Annotated in this window: 14 protein-coding genes, 3 tRNA genes, 1 rRNA gene and 1 riboswitch; of the genes, 16 read left to right on the top strand and 2 right to left on the bottom strand. The window is 40.0% G+C overall.

The window, feature by feature from the left end:
* The first annotated feature begins 272 nt into the window (after nt 1-272).
* From rrf to DW000_RS05785, 3 genes are all read left to right on the top strand, one after another.
* Nucleotides 273-389: ribosomal RNA gene (gene rrf, locus DW000_RS05795) — 5S ribosomal RNA — on the top strand.
* A gap of 1,154 nt (nt 390-1,543) precedes the next feature.
* Nucleotides 1,544-1,619, top strand: a tRNA-Trp gene (locus DW000_RS05790).
* A 112-nt stretch (nt 1,620-1,731) separates the two neighbouring features.
* A tRNA-Arg gene (locus DW000_RS05785) sits at nt 1,732-1,808 on the top strand.
* Nucleotides 1,809-1,933: 125 nt separating this feature from the next.
* On the opposite strand, the gene DW000_RS05780 is transcribed toward DW000_RS05785, so the two are convergent.
* Complete coding sequence (locus DW000_RS05780; protein ID WP_038125512.1) at nt 1,934-2,212, bottom strand: helix-turn-helix transcriptional regulator; 279 nt, start codon at nt 2,210-2,212, stop codon at nt 1,934-1,936.
* Between the two features lie 168 nt (nt 2,213-2,380).
* Here DW000_RS05780 and DW000_RS05775 point away from each other — a divergent pair, with 168 nt between their 5' ends.
* The 12 genes from DW000_RS05775 (at nt 2,381) to DW000_RS05725 (ending at nt 17,585) form a co-directional block, all read left to right on the top strand.
* A complete protein-coding gene (locus DW000_RS05775) occupies nt 2,381-4,081 on the top strand; it encodes a TolC family protein (protein WP_120055538.1) in 1,701 nt (566 codons plus the stop codon).
* Nucleotides 4,082-4,102: 21 nt separating this feature from the next.
* Complete coding sequence (locus DW000_RS05770; RefSeq protein ID WP_120055542.1) at nt 4,103-5,143, top strand: efflux RND transporter periplasmic adaptor subunit; 1,041 nt, start codon at nt 4,103-4,105, stop codon at nt 5,141-5,143.
* A 9-nt stretch (nt 5,144-5,152) separates the two neighbouring features.
* Complete coding sequence (locus tag DW000_RS05765) at nt 5,153-6,952, top strand: ATP-binding cassette domain-containing protein (RefSeq protein ID WP_120055536.1); 1,800 nt, start codon at nt 5,153-5,155, stop codon at nt 6,950-6,952.
* A complete protein-coding gene (locus DW000_RS05760) occupies nt 6,949-8,061 on the top strand; it encodes an ABC transporter permease (RefSeq protein ID WP_120055534.1) in 1,113 nt (370 codons plus the stop codon). The genes DW000_RS05765 and DW000_RS05760 overlap by 4 nt, the downstream gene beginning before the upstream one ends.
* Nucleotides 8,061-8,687, top strand: coding sequence for an ABC transporter permease (locus tag DW000_RS09890; protein ID WP_243624541.1), 627 nt, complete (start codon nt 8,061-8,063; stop codon nt 8,685-8,687). Before DW000_RS05760 ends, DW000_RS09890 begins: the two co-directional genes overlap by 1 nt.
* Nucleotides 8,656-9,177, top strand: a complete 522-nt coding sequence (locus DW000_RS09885; RefSeq protein ID WP_243624540.1) for an ABC transporter permease — start codon at nt 8,656-8,658, stop codon at nt 9,175-9,177. The genes DW000_RS09890 and DW000_RS09885 overlap by 32 nt, the downstream gene beginning before the upstream one ends.
* A gap of 138 nt (nt 9,178-9,315) precedes the next feature.
* Nucleotides 9,316-9,488: riboswitch (cobalamin riboswitch) on the top strand.
* A gap of 582 nt (nt 9,489-10,070) precedes the next feature.
* Nucleotides 10,071-10,155 (top strand) — tRNA-Leu (locus DW000_RS05750).
* Between the two features lie 187 nt (nt 10,156-10,342).
* The gene (gene mfd / locus DW000_RS05745) at nt 10,343-13,639 is read left to right on the top strand and encodes a transcription-repair coupling factor (protein ID WP_120055532.1); all 3,297 of its coding nucleotides are present in this window, start codon (nt 10,343-10,345) and stop codon (nt 13,637-13,639) included.
* On the top strand, nt 13,636-15,243 hold the full coding sequence (locus DW000_RS05740; protein ID WP_120055530.1) for a polysaccharide biosynthesis protein: 1,608 nt from the start codon (nt 13,636-13,638) through the stop codon (nt 15,241-15,243). The genes mfd and DW000_RS05740 overlap by 4 nt, the downstream gene beginning before the upstream one ends.
* Complete coding sequence (mazG, locus tag DW000_RS05735) at nt 15,227-15,997, top strand: nucleoside triphosphate pyrophosphohydrolase (RefSeq protein ID WP_008601616.1); 771 nt, start codon at nt 15,227-15,229, stop codon at nt 15,995-15,997. Before DW000_RS05740 ends, mazG begins: the two co-directional genes overlap by 17 nt.
* A 51-nt stretch (nt 15,998-16,048) precedes the next feature.
* Entirely contained in the window at nt 16,049-16,348 is a 300-nt protein-coding gene (locus tag DW000_RS05730; RefSeq protein ID WP_004696710.1) for an HU family DNA-binding protein, read from the top strand.
* Between the two features lie 82 nt (nt 16,349-16,430).
* Nucleotides 16,431-17,585, top strand: coding sequence for a glycosyltransferase (locus tag DW000_RS05725; RefSeq protein WP_120055528.1), 1,155 nt, complete (start codon nt 16,431-16,433; stop codon nt 17,583-17,585).
* A 43-nt stretch (nt 17,586-17,628) separates the two neighbouring features.
* On the opposite strand, the gene DW000_RS05720 is transcribed toward DW000_RS05725, so the two are convergent.
* Nucleotides 17,629-17,949, bottom strand: coding sequence for a hypothetical protein (locus DW000_RS05720; protein WP_008714437.1), 321 nt, complete (start codon nt 17,947-17,949; stop codon nt 17,629-17,631).
* Nucleotides 17,950-18,061: 112 nt separating this feature from the next.
* Between DW000_RS05720 and DW000_RS05715 the strand changes: the two genes are divergently transcribed.
* Nucleotides 18,062-20,077: an ABC-F family ATP-binding cassette domain-containing protein gene (locus DW000_RS05715; RefSeq protein ID WP_120055526.1), complete on the top strand. Its 2,016-nt coding sequence runs from the start codon at nt 18,062-18,064 to the stop codon at nt 20,075-20,077.
* Nucleotides 20,078-20,162 lie beyond the last annotated feature (85 nt).

Genomic DNA, 20,162 nt, shown 5'->3' with positions numbered 1-20,162 from the left:
GAGCCGTGAGGTTTGGAGCTGACTGGTACTAATCGATCGAGGGCTTTACTTAAGCAGCGTAACCAACTTGAAGGAGCAACGCGACGCACAAGTTGCGTGGAGTCGCTTACGTCGAAACGTAAGATTTCACGATGTGAAATCCACAGGCTTCGACGCAATCCTCCAGACGTGTACTTTGAGTATGGGACGCAACATATAACAAAACATTAAGCAGAATGTGCAACAAATATATATACCTTCTATGTGGTTTTCAGAGTACAAACTCTGACAGATTCAGTGGCGATGGCTATGAGGATCCACCTGTTCCCATCTCGAACACAGTAGTTAAGCTCATAAACGCCGAAAGTACTTGGCTGGAGACGGCCTGGGAGGATAGGAAGCTGCTGATTAACGAAAAGAAAAAGGTCTACCGAATGGTAGGCCTTTTTCTTTTTGCTCATCTTCGACTAGCCCCCCCTGCTAGAACCGTCTCCAGCCAAGGTTGTAGAGGTTATATCTATCTGCGTGTCTGTGTAAGACGGCCTTGGGAAAAGCAGGGCAGTAGAAGATGGAGGAGTGAAACGACGACAGATTCACTGCATCGCTTTCTTCCGAACGTAAGATTTACCGAGCTGCAAAGCAGTGAAGGAAAATCCACAGTGAGGAAGCAAGTAGGGCAAGCAAAAAGTAATTAGGATTAAACGAAGTATGGGGCCCACACATCACCTTCTTCCGAACGTAAGATTTACCGAACTGCGAAGCAGTGAAGGAAAATCCACAGTGAGGATTGATAGGAAGCCGCTGATTAAGCTAAAGGCACACCTGAGGGTGTGTCTTTTTTTGTATGGCTTTCTATCCTCCCAGGAGACCTGGTGAGTAGGGCAAGTTAAAGGTAATAAGAATAAAACGACGATAGATTTACTGCATCACTTAGTTCATTATTTTTTAATTATATTATCAGTTAATTGATAATAAATAATTAATGAAGGTCTAATTATAAATTTTAATAATTACTATTTATTACATATTCTATTCATGCATAGAATTATCACTTTTTTATATAGATCCCTATCTAGACTAGTAAATACGTGGTTTATGGCTATCTTACTGATATTCAATAATATACCAAAATGTACCAAAAATTACTCGTTTTGATTATATTTCATATCACTTTCACTATGTTTTCACGAACTATCTATATACTAGCTATAGTTGATTGAGATCAACTAAGGAAATGGAGGTCTACTACTAATAACTTTTACCTGTCCCTTTTACAAATAATACAAACAACACAAAACAATACAACACATAAAACAACACTTAAATACACAACAATACTCTCCCTGTGTATAAACAAAACAATACATATACAAAACTCTCTAATTATATATACCATCTCCCGTATATATAAAGGTAAAAGTTAGGTAGACATAAGAGCCCTTGAAAGAGGGCTCTTTTCCTTTAATATTTCCTATTATTTTATTGATTAATAAGCCTATATTTCTTGACATAGTATGTAATATTTGTTAAACTAATCAAGTATCAAGCAAAGCTTGATGAACATAGGGGTATAGCTCAATTGGTAGAGTAGCGGTCTCCAAAACCGTTGGTTGTGGGTTCAAGTCCTACTGCCCCTGCCAAAATTTGGATTGCGGTCTTTGGACCGCATGTCCATAAAATTACTCGAAAAATATTAAAAAATGCTTGCGTAGCCGCAATCATTATGTTAATATAAGTGAGTACCTTGTACATGACTCAGTAGCTCAGCTGGATAGAGCGTTTGACTACGAATCAAAAGGCCAGGGGTTCGAATCCCTTCTGGGTCACCAAATTAAAGCATCACAGTAATGTGGTGCTTTTTTATTTTGCTTTTTATATGTATATAAAGGACCCTACATATTTATGTAGGGTCCTTTTATGAGTTAATAATCTTTATTTAATAAACTAAGTTTTATTATTTCGCATGTGGCTGATCTGATTCCGCTACTACGTTAACGACAATTTCTTGATCTGCAGAAATAAGATTCATAATGATGGGGATTGGCTGTTCGATGGCTTCAGCTATAGCCTTAATTTGTCGCATTGCAACAGGATGAGGTGTTGTTCCATCGCTTTGAAATAATTCTTCCAATTGAGTGATTTCTGCTTGACTTAGATTCGATTTGTTTGCGAATTCTTCGATCGTCATATTATGTTGCTCGCGATAGCTTTTAATGATTTCACCGATATACATACTCGCCTCCACTTGAATTATATTAATACATTTTTATTTTATGTGAAAGTTCGATAAAACTCAAGTTAGATTGAAATGATACTTCATATTATTGATACATAATGGTTTTATATTATAAGATAAACATACAATGATACTGATATATATGGAAATGAAAAGAGGTTTGCTATGAAGACGAATAGAAAACAACTTTTAATTGTTTATATATGTTTAGCATTAGGGGCTTGGAGTGCTAGCGCTGACATCAGCTTTAGTCAATCAAATAGAGATACGAATCAAACGCGTCGAGATAATACGACAGTACAGCATGGGTCTGAAAAAACTGTTGACGATTCTGACCAAGGCAGTCCTGTTATTGCATCGTATTACAAAGATGGCAAAAACAAGAAGAAAAAGAGTACTGCTGCTGATGAGACTAAGCTTTCAGAGAAACAAAATGCAACTAAAGAATTGAATGAACATTCTTGGGTAGAAGAAGCGGGAAAACATCCCTTACCGTATGAGGTTGTAGAAGGGAAAGCGGTCAGTGAAGAAGAATTAGCCCACTGGTGGAAGGTTTTTAACGATCCTGTATTGGATCAATTAATTGATTTGACCCTCAAAAATAATCGGCAGTTAGAGGTAGCTCGTTCTCGAGTTAGACAAGGGCGGTTACAGTTGGGTATTGCTGAAGCACAGCGATTACCTTGGCTAGATGCTTCCGGTTCATGGTCGGCTAATAGAGGTCAGGGTGAATGGGATTCAGACCGAGAAGCGATAAAGAATTTACCTATATCTGATAAGATGACGAGAAATGTAGAAACCGGTAAATTGGGAATTGATGCGCGATGGGAAATTGATATATTCGGAAGACAAAAAGCAAAATCACGTGCTACATCGAATTCGTTACAAGCATCACAGGCGGATTTATATTCCACTTGGGTATCTTTGAGCGCGGAAACCGGATTACAGTATATGTCGTTAAGAACTTTACAGGAGCAATTGCGCATAACAGAAGATGATGTGAAGCGTCAACAGGAAGCGTTGGAACTGATTAAGATAAATTATCAGTCTGGTATTATTAATGAATTACCTGTGCAACAGGCTATATATGCATTATCTCAGACTCAAGCGGAGATTCCTTTATTAAAGAAAAATATAGCTTCCACAATGGCTGCTCTTTCTATATTGACAGGAACAGTTCCAGGCGAGATTGATGGGTTATTGATGGAAAATACTTCATTACCTACGGTGGATCCACACATGTTTATCGGCATACCGGCGGAAGCTTTACGACAACGGCCTGATATTCAGGCGGCGGAACGACGTATTGCGGCGCAACAACAGAAAACCAAGGCTGCAAAGGCTGACCTTAAGCCTAGATTTTCACTAAATGGCAGTATAGGCTTGGAGTCGTTTTCATCGGGAGGTCTTATTTCGGCTATCGGTAAAATGATAGGAATAGGACCATCTATCACTATGCCTATTTTCAATGCCGGTGCTATTCGTAAGAATATAAAGGTACAAACAGAAAAGGAACAGGAATACTTGGCACTTTACGAAGAGGCTGTTTTGAAAGCTGTAGGGGAGGTCCGAAATGCAGTAACGGATGCATCTCAGGATCATATTAAGTCTGAGGAATTGATATCTGCTGTAGAATCTGCACAGCAAGCAGAATCTTTGGCGCAAACCAATTTTGACTCCGGTCTTAGCGATTACTTAAGTGTTCTTGATGCACGAAGAAATGTATTGTCTGCAAGGCGGCAATATATCATGAGTCGGGGACAAGAGTTTGCTGATACCGTTCGTTTATTTAAATCCTTAGGCGGTGGTTGGGAAGCCATGGACATGGATCAGGAGGCAGAGGCGGACTCGCATGCTAAGAAATAGTGTGAGAAACGGGGAATGATTATGAAAGAGAAACTTGATGTCCTTAAACGGTGGATGGCGAATAATAGAAAAAAGTGCGCAGGTATAATGATTGCCTTTCTAATAATTTTGGGTGGAGTAGGTTATTATGCTTATAATCAATACGAAGCGTACATGGCCTCTCATCATATTGTGTTGCAAGGCAATGTGAATCTGCGTGAAGTTAATGTTGCATTTCGGGGAAGTGACCGGATTGCCAGCCTTTTGGTGGATGAAGGTGCGGTCGTGAGCCAAGGGCAGATTTTGGGGTATTTACATTCTGATGAATTGAATCTTGCTGTACAGCAGGCTAAGGCTACCATTGCAGCACAGGAAACTATAGTGGCCAAGTTGCAAGCAGGCAGTAGACCAGAAGAAATCGCTCAAGCATCGGCACGAGTTACATCTGCAGAAGCTGCGTTAGCACAATCGAAACAAGAAGCAGAGAAGTTACAAAAATCCTATAATGCTTCAAATGGTAAGGCCGTTAGTCGACAGTCTGTAGATGATATACAGGCGAAGGTGAAAGTATCGGAAGCCAAATTAAACGAGGCTCAGCAAGCATACAATTTAGCTGTCGCAGGGCCAAGACAGGAAGATATAGCACAGGCCCAAGGCCAATTGGATGCGATGAAAAGCGAACTGGCCCGTCAGGAGTTTTTGTTAAACCAAACCGTATTAACAGCTCCTATAGACGGTGTTATAACGGCCCGATTATTACAGGTCGGTGATATGGCTTCACCGAATACACCTGTATTTAAATTGGCTGAGAATACTAAGAAATGGGTTCGTGTATATGTGAACGAACGGGATTTAGGAAAAATTTATAACGGTATGGATGCAAATGTAACAACGGATACATATAAGAACGAACCGATTCACGGAACAATCGGATATATTTCTTCCGTAGCGGAATTTACCCCTAAATCAGTAGAAACGGAGGATGTGCGTACTACCCTTGTGTATGAAGTACGGGTATATGTAGATGACCCGAATAATCGCCTTCGTTTAGGAATGCCTGCCACTGTTTCCATTGATATATAGAGGTGTGCGGTGAATGATGTATATGCAATCAAAGCGTCACAATTATATAAAGAATTTCCCATTGTTGGAGCTGATCCTATAATAGCATTGGATCATTTGGATTTTAAAATTCGGAAAGGCTGTTTAACTGCGTTGGTCGGGCCAGATGGGGCGGGAAAAACAACTTTGATTCGTTTGATAGCCGGTTTATTGGATGCCACGGCTGGTTCTTTAGATGTCCTCGGAATGGATGTGAAAGCACATTCACAGGCAGTTCAAGATAGACTCAGTTATATGCCTCAGAAATTTGGGCTTTATGAGGAATTATCCGTCAGTGAAAACATGAATCTCTATGCAGATTTACACGGTATTCCTTTGCATGTGAGAACGAAGCGGGTTGAAAAATTACTGCATATGACGGGGTTAGCCAAATTTACTAAGCGTCAAGCTGGTAAATTGTCAGGCGGTATGAAGCAAAAGCTTAGCCTAGCTTGTACATTGGTTCGTTCTCCGGAGCTTTTATTGCTCGATGAGCCTACTGTAGGGGTCGATCCATTTTCAAGGCGGGAGTTATGGGAAATCTTAGAGTCGCTGGTATGTACAGATGGAATCAGCGTACTTGTTAGCACTGCATACTTAGATGAGGCGGAGCATTGTAAAGATGTTTTCGTCCTCAATAAGGGGCACTTTTTAGCAACGGGGACGCCGCATGAGTTGACCCAAATGTCTGAGAAACGATGCTTTCAGGTAAAAATTCCGAAGTCGTTGAGCATGCGAAATGTACAGGCCGCATTGATGGATGACAGGAAATGCGTGGCGGATGCAGTTCCGGAGGCCGGTGCCGTGAGGTACATAAAAACAAAAGAAATGCTTTCGATTCCTTGGCTTAATGAGTACGGTATGGAGGAACAACCAGTTCAGAGTCGTTTGGAAGATACCTTTATGATGCTGTTAAAAGAGGATGAAATTGCCTCAAAACAAGGGGCTAAGCCTTTAGATAGTATCGATATGGATTTGGATGAAAGTGCGATAGTGAAAGAACGAAAGCATTTGTTGTCCCCCAATGAAATGGTTGAGCGTCCAGTAGAAATTTCCGTATCTCATTTGGTGAGAACATTCGGTGATTTTACGGCGGTGGCTAATACATCATTTACGGTGCAGCGCGGAGAAGTATTCGGGTTACTCGGTCCAAACGGAGCAGGGAAGACGACGACATTTCGTATGTTGTGTGGATTATTACCTGTAACAAGCGGTGATTTAAGCGTAGCTGGCGTTGATGTCGTTAAATCTCGTACAGCGGCAAGAAGCAATTTCGGATATGTAGCGCAAAATTTTTCTTTGTATGGCAACTTGTCCGTTATGGAAAATCTGGAATTTTTTTCTGGTGTGTACGGTTTGTACGGTCAAAAAAAGGATGATCGAATAGAAGCTGTTATCAAGGAGTTTCGTCTAAATGATGTGCGCGATATGATAGCCGGTGATTTGCCTGGTGGTTATAAACAGCGCTTGTCCATGGCGGCTGCCTTAATGCATGAGCCAAAAATTCTTTTCTTGGATGAGCCCACAAGTGGTATTGATCCTCTTACGCGGCGTAATTTCTGGCGACAGATTACTTCTTTATCAAAGCGAGGAACAACGATTATTATTACGACTCATTTTATGGATGAATCGGAATACTGTGACCGTATTATGATTCAGGATGCAGGGAAACTCGTTGTACTGGGAACACCTGATGAAGTTAGACGGATTGCCGGCGATGAGAATTGTACTATGGATGAAGCGTTTATCTCCGTCATACTGGAAAAACGGGAACAGGAGGATAACGTATGAACGGATTTATAAGACGGTTTTCCTCATTGGTATACAAGGAGACCTTACAAGTATTGCGCGACCCTAGCACTATTTTGTTGGGTGTTGTGCTACCTATACTACTTATCATCCTCATCGGCTCAGGGGTTACTTTGGATGTTAAACACGTGCCGATAGCAGTGGTTATGGAACGGCAAGATTCTATGACCCAGAGTGTGTATGACTCCTTATACGGCTCTGAGTACTTTCAACCTATAGCGGTTCGCGATAGAAAAACGGCGGAATTATTGATGGAAAAACGAAAGGTAGATGCCATATTGGTGATTCCACAGGACTTTTCTGATCAAATTATGCGTGGACAAGGGAAAGTGCAGGGGATTTACTATGGTGTCGATACTTCGGTAGCGATGAGTATAGAAAGTTATGTAAACTCAGCTATTAACTTATGGGCCGTTAAGAATATTCCGTTTATGCTACGTGGTGGATATATAACAATGAACCCTCGCATGTGGTTTAATGAGACAAATACAAGTACCTGGTTTTTGATTCCTGGACTCATCATGATTATCATGACGATTGTATCCGTTTTTCTTACGGCTGTCGTTATGGCTAGAGAATGGGAACGTGGTACTTTTGAGGCTTTATTCGTTACACCAGTTAAGCCTATTGAAATTATTTTGGCTAAGGTAGTGCCTTATTATGTATTGGCCATGTTGGGGCTGTTGTTTTGCCTCGGTGTTTCGTATTTCTTTTATGAAGTACCTATGCGTGGTTCCTTATGGATCATCTGCATCGTGTCCACATTGTATTTGATTGTTTCCTTAAATATGGGACTACTTATATCTGCGTTTACGAAGAAACAGTTCTTAGCTTGTCAAATGGCGTTACTTACCAGTTTTTTACCGGCGTTGATATTGACGGGGTTTTTATTTGATCCACATTCACAACCTGTGGTGATTCAATATATTTCACGGCTTTTACCTCCTACATATTTTTTAGAATTGCTGAAATCATTGTTCCTAGGTGGAAATAACTGGTATTTGATTATTAAAAATAGTGCCGTATTATCGGGGTTTGCTATTTGCTTTACAATATTGACAATTTATATTACGCGGAAGAAGGTGGAATAATGAATTGGCGCCTGTATTGGAATCAAATTGTCTCCATCATATGGAAAGAGCTATTAGCCACCTTTAAAGATCCGAAAACTCGTATAATCTTACTGTTACCGGTTATTATTCAAGGGTTCCTCTTCGGTTATGCCGCAACCTATAATCTCAACAAGGTTCCCTATGTATTGATTGATGAAAGTCATACGCAGACCGCAGCTGCATTAGAATCGACTATTAATTCATCCGGTGTTTTTGAACTGTATCAATCTGCGAACTCTCCGGATATAATCGCACCATTAATAGACTCCAACAAGGTTATTATGGCGGTTATCATACCTCAGGATTTTGAAGAAAACTTAAAGCATAAACAACCTACATCTATTACTGTTATTGTAAATGGAACGAATACAATGACTTCAGGTCTTGCCACAGCCTATATGGGGCAAATCATTTCTCAATTCAATCAGACTTGGTTAGGTGTTGAGCATAAGGAAATCACAATTGAATCTCGTACCTGGTACAATGAAAATCAGCAGTCTTCTTGGACTTTCTTGACAGGTCTCGTTATATTGATCAGTATGACACAAGTTATCATGTTGGGGGGGGCTATCTGTGGCACGAGAACGAGAGCAGGGGACCTTTGATCAATTATTGGTAACGCCCGTATCATCTATGCAAATTTTGGTTGCAAAGTCTATACCACCCATGTTAATAGGACTGTTTCAAAGTACTGTATTGTTATTAATAGCCATGTTTTGGTTTAAAGTTCCATTTCGGGGCAATATATTTCTTGTGTATGCCGTGTTGTTTACGTTTATAAGTAGTAGCATTGGATTGGGGTTATCTATTTCGGCTATTGCAAAAAATATGCAGCAAGTTCTCGTATATGTTTTTGTCTTTCTTTTTCCACTAGCCTTATTGTCCGGATTAATCACACCTGTACATAATATGCCGAAAATATTGCAATATCTTACATATGGAAATCCTATGCGGTTTTCTGTTGAGGCAATGCGCAGAATTTATCTAGAAGGTGCAGGATTGACGGATATTTGGTTTAATTTTATTCCTATGATTATCCTAACCGTTATAAGCATGTCCATAGCAGGATGGCTATTTAGAAATCGCGTTGGATAAAGCTAATGATTAGATCGTTAAACTTTTTATATTTTGTTATAACAATACGGCAGACCTATATAGCATTTTTTTATTAATAAATATGCTACTGCCGTATTGACTAAATGAATGTAGACTGTTAGAATAAAGGCATAGAAAATATCATATTTGGGAATAGGTGCTGAAAAGCATAATAGAGAAGCTGGTTAAATGCCAGCACGGTCCCGCCACTGTATGGTCGAGCGAGTCTAAATTAAGTCACTGGGAAACTGGGAAGGCTAGATGAGCGATGACGCCGAGTCAGGAGAACTGCCTATTCAACATTCACCATTTGACCTACGAGAGATAGGGAGGAGAAGTTAATAGCTCCTTTTTACGTACCCGTAAAAAGGATTTTTTAGTTCTATTGGATCTAAATTGCATTATATTTGATTTAGATTTTAGTTCTATACGATCTAAATGTCGTGCTATGGTCATGGTGGATTACCTTATTGGTATTACCAGCATGACATATGTTATGACTGTTAATATATTTTATGGTAAATGTAGGGCATGCATTTATTCATCATCATCCTAAAAAAGAGGCTGACCCAGGGTTCTAGTAGTTCGGATTCTGGGTCAGTCTCTTTTTATTTTGCAAATATTAATTATCGGTAAGACCTTTTAGATTGAGACCTGTAGAGTTAAGGTTTAGATGAGGCGTTAAGCATTAATAGATATACAATTATTAATAGATATACAATTGTAGAGTTAAGATTTTTTAGTTTTAGAATTTGTTTTAGGTTTACGTAAATCATAAGGTTTAGATAGTTATTTTCCTTGGAATTTATTTTTAGATATATGGATTTTAAGTCATTTATAAAAAAATGATTGACGATGAATTCCATACATGATATTATTATTTCAGTTGAGACGCGGGAGTGGCGGAATTGGCAGACGCACCAGACTTAGGATCTGGCGCCTTACGGCGTGGGGGTTCAAGTCCCTTCTCCCGCACCAACTTTATTGCACCTTTAGAGGTGTATTTTTTTTGCCTAAATTAAGTATTAACGTGGATATTTATATCGATAAACACATACAATTTGATAGCAAGATAGGTACAGATTTAACTACTACGTTATATGTTATAATATATTAGTTAGAACTATTTAATTAATACAATCATAGTAATACTATATGGTGCAGTATGGATAATACATTAACAAAACTGCTTTCACAGAACCCATCCTTTGTGGATGGGCTAAACGCATTTCAGCGAAAGGGGAAGTCAGTCATATATGGTCTTAGCGGATCTCAAAAGAGTTTCCTCTTAAGTCAATCTTTTTCTGCAGGTCTTATAAAACCTGTAGTCATCGTAGTCCATGATAAGGACCATAAGGAGATGTGGGAACGGGACTTAGCTTTTTTCATGCCTAATGTACCAGTCTTATCATTTCCTACAACAGATCATGTAGACTTTACGACTGTGGCTCGCAGTCTTGAAGACCAAGGTGCGCAGATGCGAGCATTAGCACTGTTGGCATGGCAAGAGCCGGCAGTAGTCATTGCCAATGCTGAAGAGGTTACACAGTATGTTGTATCTCCTCATTACTTAAAGGGGCAATCGTTGCATTTTGCTTTAAATGATGCAATTGAACGTGATATAGCCCTTGAACAGCTCGTAACAATTGGATATGAACGCGTAGACCAGGTGGAACAACGTGGTCATTTTGCTGTGCGTGGAGATATTTTAGATATTTATCCTGTAAATAGTGATCATCCGATTCGTATTGAATTCTTTGGCGATGAGATCGATACATTGCGTTTCTTCTCCGTTGAGAATCAACGCTCTATTGAGCAAATCGAATCCTATACGGTAACTCCTTTCTTTCTTGGTAAAAGTGATGCGGAAAGTACTTTATTATCTTATGTGAAAGAGGGCACTCTAATTTATGATGAGCCAGGTCGTATTCAAGAGGCGTTAAAGAAATTCTTAAAAGAAGATCCTACACATCGGAAAAATCATTGTGATTGGAATGAACTACAACGCACTGTAGATGCTACGAATCAAGTGGCTTTCACATTTATGCAACAACGTTCTATTGGACTTGCAGGATTTAATCCTATTGGCATTCAAGGGAAGACGATGACGAGCTTTGAGCGTCAAATTCCCCTATTAATAGATGAAATTAAACAATGGCATCGTTTAAATCATCAAGTGGTACTCGTATTAAATAATCAGCAACGACGAGAAGGTATTGAGCGCGCCCTTGAAGGGGAGAATATTGCATTTATTCATAGTGATACATGGATAGCAAAGCCAAACACCGTCGTTATTTTAAAGGGCTTATTAACAGATGGTTTTGAATTGCCCAATAGCCATCTCGTAGTTGTCGTAGAAGGTAATATTTACGGACAGCAAAAGCGCAAGCTTCGTAATAAGCCTAAAAAGGGCCAAGAAATCAATTATTTTACAGATTTAACGCCTGGTGACTATGTAGTACATAATATGCATGGTATCGGCAAGTATATTGGTCTTAAAACAATTGAGACGGAAGGCATTCATCGCGATTATATTGAGATTGCTTATGCTGGAACGGACAAACTGTTCTTACCAGCTAATAATTTAGATCAACTGCAAAAATATATTGGCAACGAAGGTGATGTGCCACGTATTAATAAGATGGGTGGTCGTGACTGGAGCAAGGTTGTTTCAAAGGCAAAAAAATCTATTGATGATTTAGCAGATAAACTCGTTGAGATATATGCACAACGAGAAATCACAGAAGGTTTTGCATTCTTGCCAGATCAACCATGGCAGCAAGAGTTTGAAGATGCATTCCCCTATGAGGAAACGGAAGACCAATTACAGGCTACCGCAGAGATTAAAGAATCCATGGAAAGACCTGTTCCTATGGATCGCTTGCTCGCTGGTGATGTAGGTTTTGGTAAAACGGAAGTGGCTATGCGCGCCATTTTCAAGGCTGTTATGAGCGGAAAACAAGTAGCAGTACTTGTACCAACTACGGTTTTAGCACAGCAACATTTCCAAACTTTTTTGAATCGCTTTGCTCCATTTGGGGTGAAAGTAGATGTGCTTAATCGATTCCGAACTACATCAGAGAAAAAACAAATTCTTAAAGGCGTAGAGGATGGATCTATTGATATTCTCATTGGAACTCATTCATTACTTAACAAAAAGGTGGTATTCAAAGACTTAGGAATGCTCGTTGTAGATGAGGAGCAACGTTTTGGGGTAGTACAAAAAGAAAAGTGGAAAGAGTGGGCTAGCAATATCGATGTACTCACTTTGAGTGCTACACCGATTCCGCGGACTTTACATATGTCCCTTGTTGGCGTTCGAGAAATGTCTGTTATCAATACTCCGCCAGAGGAGCGTTTGCCTGTTCAAACCTATGTGGTGGAATACGATATGAATCTCATAGCAGATGCTATCAAACGAGAACTTGCAAGAGGTGGACAGGTCTATTTCGTATATAACCGTGTCGCGTCTATTAATCACATGGGAGAACTATTAGAATCCGCATTGCCTGGCTTGCGTTATGCTATTGCTCATGGACAGATGACAGGCCGTCAAATTGAGGAGATTATGACCGATTTCTATGAAGGTCATTATGATGTACTCTTGTCCACGAGTATCATTGAAACTGGCTTAGATATTCCTAATGCCAATACTATCATTATTTATGATGCAGACCGTTTAGGTTTATCTCAGCTATACCAAATGCGAGGCCGTGTAGGACGTTCTCGTAGACGTGCTTATGCATACTTTATGTATCGGCCAGATAAAATACTTTCAGAGGCAGCTGAAAAGCGTTTGAAAGCCATAGAGGAGTTCACCGAGCTCGGCGCAGGATTTAAGTTAGCCATGAGAGATTTAGAGATTCGCGGTGCCGGCAATCTATTAGGCTCACAGCAACATGGTAATATCGCATCTGTCGGCTTTGGTATGTACGTGAGCATGTTAGAAGAAGCGATTGCAAAGGCTCAAAATAAAGAAGTTGAGCGAGATGTATCCATTGATCCAGCTATCGACTTAGAGGTAGATGCGTTTATTGACGATGCGTATATCAAAGATAGTGCACGTAAGATTTCTGTATACCAACGATTGTTACATATTAAATCTAAAGAGCAACTCGATGATATGACGGATGAGCTCATTGATCGCTTCGGTACACCAACCGACCCAGTAGACCGTTTGTTGCGCATTGCTCAAATTAAAGAGCAAGCGCGCCTACTGGGCATTAAAAGTATCGTCCGTAGAGATAAGCGGCTCACCATCCATTGGTATGACGATTCTAAAATGACCGATTGGGACATGGGGGCTGTACGAGAAGATTTATGGAAAAAAATGAAGTTTATGGACACCAAGCCAGCCACATTATATGTGAATCTTAATGGCATGAAAGGTTCTGTTTTGACCATTACGGAAGCGGTGATAAAGGCTCTTAGCCACAAGTCACCGACTAAGGAGGGCCTATGAATCGATTTTTAAAAGGAGCCATGATTTTAACCTTAGCCGGTATTATCGTGAAGGTCATCGGTGCGTTTAGTAAGGTTCTTATTGCACGGATTTTAGGTGGTGAAGGAATTGGGCTATATATGATGGCCTATCCAATCTATCAAATTATCGTTAGTATTTCTGCTGCAGGTATTCCTGTAGCCATATCTATTATGATTGCAGAGAAACTTGCTAATGATGATATGCGAGGCGTACAACAAGTATTTTCCGTATCTTTAAGGGTACTCGCTATATTAGGGCTGGTATTTAGTTTGGCCTTATATGGTAGTGCGCAATGGCTCGTAGACAATCAAATCATCACCGATCCACGTGCTTTAATTGCTATTCAGTTATTATCTCCAGCCATTTTTGTAGTGACCATCCTGAGCTGTTTTAGAGGGTATTTCCAAGGTTTCCAGTATATGGTGCCTACTGGTACGAGTCAAGTATTTGAACAAATCTTTCGCGTGTCTTCTATGGTAGGTTTGGCATACTACTTCATTGATCGTGGACTCCATTTGGCGGCAGGTGGTGCGACCTTTGCTACATTCCCAGGCGTATTGGCAGGGTTACTGGTATTAATTTATTTTTACTACCGACAACGTAATGTTCGAGAGAAGATGCTTTCACAACAGAATCCTAATGCTATTTGTGAAAGTAATGGCACCGTAGTTAAACGCTTGTTTAGCCTTGCTATACCTGTTTCTATGGCGAATATTATGCTTCCTATGGTATCACTCATTGATACATTTATCGTCCCAAAACGATTGATGGATATAGGATACTATCTCAATGAAGCAACCACACAATTTGGCTATTTAACGGGGATGGCAACATCTCTGATTGGGTTGCCAATCATTCTAACTACGTCCTTAGCCGCTAGTCTTGTGCCAGCCGTATCTGAGGCCCATACTCAAGGTGATGTACATCGCATCGTGAAACGAGCGGAAACGGCGATTAAAATTGCTAATATGTTTACGATTCCAGCCTGTATTGGTCTCTGTGTACTAGCTACGCCAATATCGCAATTAATATATGCAACACCCCACGCAGGGCCTGTTATTGCTGTTATTAGCTTGAGTATTGTGTTCCTCGGATGGCAGCAGGTTACTGCAGGTGTTTTGCAAGGGTTAGGAAGGACAGTAATTCCTATGGTGTCGATTTTTATCGGCTTATTAGTGAAGACATTCTTAGATTATGAATTGACAGGCAGTGTTGAGTTGGGCATTAATGGTGCGGCTTGGGCGACGAATTTAAACTTTGCTATTGCAGCGCTTATTAATCATATTTTTGTAAAAAGATATGTAGGTTCGGTACTCAACACATTAGAGTTATTAAAAATAATAGTATCTGCCATGGCCATGGGCGGTGCTACACAAGTCATCTATGTGAGCACTGTTGATTTATTAGGCAATGGTGGCGCTGTGGCTGCAGCAATTGTAGTGGCTATTTTTGTATATGGTTTATCGTTATGGCTTACTAAAGCTGTCGTAAAAGATGATATATACTATTTCCCAATCATAGGCAAGCGCTTACAAGCTCGACGCAATAGGGAGGAAGCAAAGCTATATGAAGAACAATATTGATATTCAACCTTTAGTCGATGTAGTGAAAACTTTGCGTGCACCAAATGGCTGTCCTTGGGATCAAAAGCAAACGCATGAATCTTTACGTCGCTATTTTATAGAAGAGACTTACGAAGTGGTAGATGCCATTGATAATAAAGATATGCCGAATCTTCGTGAAGAGTTAGGTGATGTATTATTGCAAGTTGTTTTTCACAGTCAATTGGCAGAGGAGGCTGGTCATTTTACACTTCAAGATGTAATTAATGATGTCGCTGAAAAAATGATTCGTCGTCATCCTCGTGTTTTTAGCCCAGAAAATGATGAAAAATCATACACTTGGGATGAATTAAAGGCACAAGAAAAGAAAAATATTCAAAATTCTGTATTGGATGGTGTATCGAAAAGTTTACCTGCTTTAATGGCGGCTTATAAGCTCCAAGAAAAGGCTGCAAAGCTAGGATTTGACTGGGATGAGCTTGATCCTGTTTGGGCTAAAGTTTCCGAAGAAATGGGGGAATTTAAGGAGGCTATTGACCAAAATGATAGAGAAAATATGGAAAAAGAAGCAGGAGATGTGCTTTTTTCCTTGATTAATCTATTCAGATGGTATAAAATAAGCGGTGAAAATGCACTAAATCGCACAAACACAAAGTTCCGACAGCGTTTTTTACATGTAGAAGCTTGTGTTAACCAAAGCGATCGCTCATGGGAAGACTTTTCATTAGCTGAGCTCGATGCTTTTTGGGAGGAGGCTAAAGTGCAGGAAAAGTAACCTAGAGGTTTATACACTTCTAAGGTATTGTAATTTTAAGGAGGTTCTGTCATGAACAAAACAGAATTAATCGCAAGTGTTGCACAAAAAACTGAATTAACTAAAAAAGATGCTGAAAAAGCAGTAAAAGCTGTATTTGACACAGTAGCTCAAGAATTAGCAGCTGGTGGCAAAGTACAAGTTATCGGCTTCGGTACTTTCGAAGTTCGTGAACGCGCAGCTCGTGAAGGCCGTAACCCACAAAACGGTAAAACTATCACAATTGCAGCTTCCAAATCCCCTGCATTCAAAGCTGGTAAAGGTTTGAAAGAACAAGTTAACGCTGCAAAAGCTAAAAAACGCAAAAAATAATCCATATTGGATGTGAAAGAGACCTTTCGAGGTCTCTTTTTTTTATCTATTTATGGTATAATGCACAGAGAAAGGGTGCATTATGAATAACGAAACATCAAGGAAGGTTCTCATCGTGTCTGCCTCAATCGGCACTGGACATATGCAAGCCGCAAGAGCCATAGAAGAATATTGGAAAGAAAAAGAGCCACAAGCATCAATTACCCATGTTGATTTTCTTGATACAGAAACTATGTCTGTAGAGCATTTAATTAAGGGTACCTATATCAAGATGATTGACGTATTCCCCATGCTCTATGATATGATTTATCGCGTATCGAAAGGGGAAAAACGAGGTACCATTATGCAAACCGCATTGTCGTACCTACTAAAAAGCCGCATGCTTAAACTAGTACAACAAGAAGAGCCAGATGTAATGGTCTTTACACATCCATTTCCTTGTGGTGCGGCATCGATTTTAAAACGTCAAGGTCATATAGATGTACCACTAGTGGCTATTATGACAGACTTTAGTAGTCATCAGTTTTGGCTCTATCCACAGATTGATGTTTACTATGTTGCAACAGAATCTATGGTACCTGAAATGGTAGCTTCAGGTATCGATGAATCTCGTATTCATGTATCTGGCATTCCTGTGCGGCGATCTTTTTTCCGTGATGCTATTGAAGAGTATAGCTTAGAGGAACCTGTGAAAGTTCTTGTTATGGGTGGTGGCCTGGGTTTAGGCTCTCTTGAGACGGCTTTAAAACATCTAGATGAAGTAAATGGTATTGGTGAAATTACCGTTGTAGCCGGACAAAATACGTCTCTTTACGAATCGTTAGTTGTCCTTAGTGAATCTATGAAGACGAAGACCACCGTATATGGTTATACTACCAATATTTCTGAGCTCATGAAATCATCGTCTTTGCTCGTTACAAAACCTGGTGCATTGACCTGTATGGAGGCTGTTACAATCGGATTGCCAATGGTATTCTTTAATGCTATCCCAGGGCAGGAAGAGGCAAATGCAGAACTATTAGAGCAACGGGGGTGTGCTCGTTGGGCTCGTGATATTCATAACTTAGAAGATGTGGTAACTGCACTGTTAATTAATTCTCCGCGACTTCAACAAATGTCTGAGCGAGCTCGCGAATGGCATGTGGATGGGGCTGCTGATATTGTAAATAGTCTCATTGAAATTTTAGATGGTAGTGCACAAGATGAGCTTGTGAAAGCTCAAGAGGCAATTAGCTAACCAATATAGAAAAAGCGATGACCAAAAGGGCCATCGCTTTTTTCTATTGATACTGTTCAATATGTTCTTTTCGAAGTTTTTGTAATGTGACTAAGAAAGCATCCGTACTTTCTGCACCATCCAATAAATCTTTTAATTGGTAAGAGTCATCAAGGGTAACACTCCATTGGAAGGAGTCGTTATCGTCGTACACATTGAATACGACTGGTGTCTCTAAGTCCTCTGGCATATAGCCGTCATCATCGGACACAGTTGCATACGTGCCATCCTCTAAGAGCTCGGTAAATAATGTGTCATACCCATCAATGTCGATAAGTTCAAAGTTGATACTTTCATAAAAGTCTAAAACCATATCCGTCGCCATGTGGACCTCCTCATGAATATATATGTTACGTTTATTCTACTGAGGGCGCCTGTTACTGTCAATGGTAATGTGTAGTATAATAAATAACAGAATTACAAAATAGGAGCGGAATATGAACGTTATTAGTTTACAGAACATAGAGAAATCATATGGCACAAGGCTACTGTTTAAAGAGGTGAGTATGACTTTTACCACGGAAAAACGATTAGGTCTTGTGGGCATCAACGGAACGGGTAAGTCTACATTTCTAAAAATATTAGCAGGACAAATGGAAGCTGATAAAGGCACCATTGAGCGTAATGGTAAGGCTAGCATTTATTACTTAGCGCAGACACCTGATTTTGATGCGGAAGCTACTTTGCTTGAGGCCGTTCTTGATGGAAATCATCCTCGGTTGCAAATGGTAAAAGCTTTTGAACGTATTAGTCGTGAGTATCGCCAAATGCAAGAGTCTGGTAAAGACGATGCTAAAATATCTCGCAACTATATGAATGCATTGGAGCAAATGGATCAACAAGACGGGTGGCAGGTAGAGCAAGAGGCGCGCATTATTTTATCTAAATTGGGCTTTCCTGATGTGGAGCAAAAGGTAGCTATGTTATCAGGAGGGCAAAAGCGTCGTCTTGCATTGGGGCAAGCATTGCTATATCCATGTGATCTTTTATTACTAGATGAGCCGACTAACCATTTGGATGAAGATAGTATTGATTGGCTAGAGTCGTATTTGAGTGTACGTCAAGGAGGATTATTAATCAGTACCCATGATAGATATTTCCTCGATTCCGTATGTAATGGTATTTTAGAGCTATCAAATCGTCATATGTATCAATACGATGGCAATTATGAAGAATTTATTGCCTTGAAAGCTGATCGAGAGGCTCGTGAAGCTGCTACGGAAGAAAAACGACGTCAATTTTTAAAACGAGAAATCGAATGGGTACGTCGTGGTGCTCTGGCTAGAACTACAAAACAAAAGGCTCGTCTTGACCGTTACGAAAAATTAAAGAATATGGAGAAAACCCGTCGTCCGGATCAAATGGATCCTATTGCGCTGAAGACACGTTTAGGAAAAACCATCTTTGATATTGAGCATTTAGAGTTTTATTTTGATGAACGTCCTATGATTAAGGACTTTACCTATCACGTGGTACGCCATGATCGTATCGGTATAGTAGGACCCAATGGTGTTGGTAAGTCTACCTTTATGAATATCCTTGATGGCACCTACGAAGCGACGAGAGGCACTATCGGTAAAGGTGAGACCGTTCGCATTGCTCATTTTAAACAAGAGCTACCTGAATTTGATGAAGATATGCGCGTTCTCGATTATATTCGTGAGGACCACTCTTATATGGTACTCGGTGATGGATCTACATTGAGCGCAGGACAAATCCTTGAGCGATTCCTTTTTACCCCAGAATTACATGGTGTACCGATTCGAAAACTCTCTGGCGGGGAACGTCGTCGTTTATACCTCTTAAAATTGTTGATGAGCGCCCCTAACGTATTATTGCTGGACGAACCGACGAATGATCTTGATATTCCAACATTGGAGGTATTAGAGGATTTCCTTGACTCCTTTAGTGGCGTCATCATTACAGTTTGTCACGATCGGTACTTCCTAGACCGCGTAGTGGATAAACTGTTTGTCTTTACAGGCGATGGGCATATTGAAATCGTTCATGGCTCGTATTCTGACTACAAAGATGCTCTTGATGAAAGTAGTGGTAGCAAGCGCCCATTCTATATGCCAAATGATAATATACCGGCTAATTCCAAAACGGTACGAGCTGTAGAAGGTGGAGAGGCTGATAGCGATGACTCTGTTGATAATCAATATAATAGGGTAGATACCCTTGGAAATGATAATGTTGTAGCTAGTGATGAAACAGATACTTTCAAAGAAATACCAAAGAAGGGTCTCAATAAAGCAGAAGAAGCGGAGTATGCCAAAATTATGGATGAATTGCCTAAGCTAGAACATTTAGTGAAGGGCCTCGATGTTATGATAAGCCAAGTGGCTACTGATTATGAAAAAATGCAGTCACTGATGGAGGAACGAGAAGAAACACAGACTCAAATAGATGCGCTCACTGAACGGTGGATGGAATTAGAGGAACGCCTATAACTCCTTTTATCATGCTATTTTTTAATATCTGCTATGCAAAGGAATTACGTGTAAGTTTATTGATAAAACTCACAATGTATAGTAT

The sequence above is a fragment of the Veillonella sp. AF36-20BH genome (assembly GCF_003602765.1).
GTDB classification, from domain to species: Bacteria; Bacillota; Negativicutes; order Veillonellales; family Veillonellaceae; genus Veillonella; species Veillonella hominis.
This window is presented reverse-complemented; position numbering and strand designations above follow the sequence as displayed.